The sequence below is a fragment of the Mesorhizobium sp. M7A.F.Ca.CA.004.04.2.1 genome (assembly GCF_004022825.1).
GTDB lineage: Bacteria > Pseudomonadota > Alphaproteobacteria > Rhizobiales > Rhizobiaceae > Mesorhizobium.
In genome coordinates this window covers 1-3,669 of sequence record NZ_RZPH01000620.1, presented here as the reverse complement: position 1 = coordinate 3,669, position 3,669 = coordinate 1, and the positions used below count along the sequence as shown (strand labels likewise).

At 63.0% G+C, this 3,669-nt stretch carries 4 protein-coding genes; all 4 read left to right on the top strand.

Features of this window, described 5'->3' with window-relative positions:
* On the top strand, positions 1-887 hold an 887-nt coding region (locus EN893_RS23890), incomplete at its 5' end, for an ABC transporter permease (RefSeq protein ID WP_164901058.1).
* Entirely contained in the window at positions 884-1,693 is an 810-nt protein-coding gene (locus EN893_RS23885) for an ABC transporter permease (protein WP_127268148.1), read from the top strand. The genes EN893_RS23890 and EN893_RS23885, both read left to right, overlap by 4 nt.
* A complete protein-coding gene (locus tag EN893_RS23880) occupies positions 1,690-2,868 on the top strand; it encodes a M20 aminoacylase family protein (protein WP_127268147.1) in 1,179 nt (392 codons plus the stop codon). The genes EN893_RS23885 and EN893_RS23880 overlap by 4 nt, the downstream gene beginning before the upstream one ends.
* On the top strand, positions 2,868-3,669 hold an 802-nt coding region (locus EN893_RS23875), incomplete at its 3' end, for an FAD-dependent oxidoreductase (protein WP_128361819.1). The genes EN893_RS23880 and EN893_RS23875, both read left to right, overlap by 1 nt.

The window sequence follows — 3,669 nt, the reverse complement described above, 5'->3', positions numbered from 1 at the left end:
CGGCAAAGGATGCGGCCGACGGCAAGCTCGACATGCGCCCCGTGCGCGACGAGGTGCTCGCCAAACAGGCCGGTTGGAAAAACATCGATCTCTGGCAGGTCATAGCGCGTCAGCAAAGCGCGCGAACGGACTATTATCTGCTTGCGAGCCTGGACCTGAAGCGAGGCGCGGACAATTCGATCGAAGCCGTTTCCGCCGACCGCGCCATCTTCGTCGACGCGCTGCTGCGTACGATCTGGATCAGCATCGTGGTGACCGTCATCTGCGCGGTGCTCGCCGTGCCGCTGGCGCAGGCAATTGTCAGCGCGCCCCCGGCCTGGTCGAAGCTGATGTTCGCGTTGATCCTGTTTCCGCTCTGGACATCGCTGCTGGTGCGCACCGTCATCTGGATCATCGTGCTGCAGAAGAACGGCCCCGTGAATTCCACTCTGCTCGGATTGGGTATCGTCAGCGAACCCCTCGACCTCATCTACACCCGCTTTTCGCTCTATTTGGCGATGGTTCAGGTTCTGCTGCCTATGATGGTGCTCTCCGTCGTCGCTGTCATGCGGCGGGTTCCGACCACCTACATGCGCGCGGCACTGTCGCTGGGTGCGCCGTGGCTCACGGCATGGCGCCGCGTGCAGTTGCCGTTGATCCTGCCAGGGATCCTGTCTGGCGGGGCGATCGTTTTTGTCTTCGCACTTGGCTACTACATCACCCCGACGCTTGTCGGCGGGCCGACCGACCAGATGATCTCCAGCTACATAGCTTTCTACACGAACAGCACACTGAACTGGGGCATGGGTGCAGCGCTTTCGCTGCAACTGCTGATGATCCTCGTGTTGTTTGCGTTGCTGTTCTGGACGGCGTCCGTCCTCTTCCGCCGCAAGGCGCATGTCGCATGAGCGCCGACCGCTTCCGGAAGTGGCTGATGTATGCCTATGCGGCGACGTTGCTGGCGTTCATCATCCTGCCCCTGCTGATCGTGATCCCTATGTCGCTGACCTCGAGCAATTCGCTGGCATTTCCGACGCCGGGCTGGTCGCTGCGCTGGTATGCCGAACTGTGGGTCGACCAGCGTTGGCCGAACGCACTGTGGAACTCGGTCGTCATCGGGCTGTCCACCACGGTCCTGGCGTTGCTGCTCGGCATACCTGCGGCGATCGGACTCGCCTGGGGCGATTTTGCCGGCAAACGGATTCTCTACGCGATCATCGCCGCGCCCTTGGTGACGCCGGTTGTCATCGTCGGCGTCGCGGCTTTTTCATTCTTCGCCACACTGGGACTCGTCGGCAACAAGCTATCCATCATTCTGGTGCATACGGCGATGGCCGTGCCTGTGATGCTGACGACTGTCGTCGCCAGCCTTTCGACCTTCGACCGGACATTGGTTCGCGCGGCCGCATCGCTCGGCGCCGGCACCATCCGCACATTCTTCAAGGTAGTGCTGCCGCTGATAGCGCCGGGCGTCATTACAGGGGCCATCATCGCCTTCATCATCTCTTTCGACGAAGTCGTCGTCGCAAGTTTCCTCTCGACAGGCGCGGAGCGAACCTTGCCTCGCATGATCTTCTCCGGGGTTCGCGAATCCATCAGCCCTGCCATCGCGGCCGTCGCTGTGCTGCTGATCGCATTCTCTGCGACCCTGCTTGGTGTCATCGCCATCCTTCAGGGCCGCTCGCAAACTCTCCGCGCAAGGGCATCGGCATGAGACTGGTTCCATCGGTACAGCAGTTGGAGACCGAGATGACGACCTGGCGGCGGCATCTGCATGCCAATCCAGAACTCGGCTTCGAAGAGTTCGAGACGGCGCGTTTCGTGGCGGACAAACTGCGCTCGTGGGGCATCGAGACGACCGAAGGCGTCGGACGGACAGGTGTCGTCGGTACGCTCAGGGGCAGGCTCGGCGCTGGTCGCAGTCTTGGCATCCGAGCCGACATGGACGCCCTGCCGATGACCGAGGCGCGGCCGCTGCCGCATGCATCCCGCATTCCCGGGAGGATGCATGGCTGCGGCCATGACGGTCACACGACGATGCTGCTCGGCGCAGCCTCGGCGCTTGCCCGCTCGCCCGACTTCGCCGGCACCGTGCATTTCATTTTCCAGCCGGCCGAGGAGGGTCGAGGTGGGGCACTCGCCATGCTGAATGATGGCCTTTTCGAGCGTTTCCCCTGCGATGAAGTCTACGCGCTGCACAATTGCGAACGGCCTCTCGGCGAGATCGCCGTCCACCGCGGAACGGTGGCCGCGGCGGCCGATCGCTTCGAGATCGTCGTCCATGGAAGGGGCGGCCACGCGGCGATGCCGCATCTGGCGATCAATCCACTCCCCGTCGCCGCGCGCATCCTGCTGGCGATAGAAGCCCTGCCCGGTCGCCTGACCGATGTGCACTCTCCGGCAATCGTCACCGTTGGCAGCCTGCGCGCCGGCGAAGCCTTCAACACCATCCCCGATGCGGCGTTTCTGACCGGCACCGTGCGCACCTTCGACCATCAGGTTCAAAAGACGCTGGAGATGGCAATCCGCCGCATCGCGAAAAACGAGGCTGAAGCTTTTGGCGCCAGCGTCGATATTCGCTACGAAACGCCCTTCGCGCCGACGATCAACACTCCGGCGCAAGCCGACGCGATGATCGCGATTGCGAACGAGGTGATGGGCTCGGAACGTCTCGTCGTCGATCCGCCTCCCGAGATGGGTTCTGAAGATTTCTGCTACATGTTGGAACAGCGGCCGGGCTGCTATTTCTTGCTTGGCCAGGCGGACGACGCGCACCAGGCCGCCGCGCACGACACCAATTACGATTTCAACGACGCTATCCTGCCGATGGGCGCCAGTCTTTTGGTCAGGCTGGTGGAGCGCCGCCTGTCCGCGGCAGGCGCATCGTGATGCAGTTGCCGGAAAAAGACATCCGCTGGCGGAGCCATTGGCTGCGGCAGGCATTGCCCGAGGACCCGGACCTTGCGCCTCCGCTCGAAGAGACAACGCAGGCCGACATCTGCATCGTTGGCGGCGGGTATCTCGGACTGTGGACCGCCATTCGCCTCAAGCAGCACAATCCAGGCTTCGACGTTGTCATTGTAGAGCGCGACATTTGTGGTGGTGGCCCGAGCGGCCGCAATTCCGGAATGGTGCTTTCGGCGTGGACCAAATACAGCGCGCTTGCCGCGCTGCGCGACGGAAACGACGCGCTTTCGATCATCAAGGCATCCGAAGCCGCGATCGGCGGCATCGAGGCTTTCTGCAAGACCGAGGCAATCGACGCCTGGTTCGATCGCATCGGCTGGATCTGGGGCGCTACGTGCGAAGCACAGCTTGGCGCCTGGGACGACGCGTTAAACAAGCTGGCAGCGCACGGCTACGTCCCGGCGCGGCGAGTTTCGCGCCCGGAGATCGCGGCGATGGCCGGTACGACGAGCCACCTTGGCGGTGCGTTCGACGCTTCGTCGGCAACTGTGCATCCAGGGTTCCTGGTGCGCGGCCTGCGTCGTGCAGCGCTGAACCGCGGCGTTCGGATCTATGAAAAGTCGCCGATGAAGCGGTTTTCGCGACGTGGCAAGCTCACGGTGGAAACGGCGAAAGGAACTGTGTCCTGCGGCAAGGTCGTGCTTGCCATGAATGCCTGGTCCGGGGCGATTCCGGAACTGGCCCCTGCGATCTTCAACATCTCCAGCGACGACGCCATGTCAC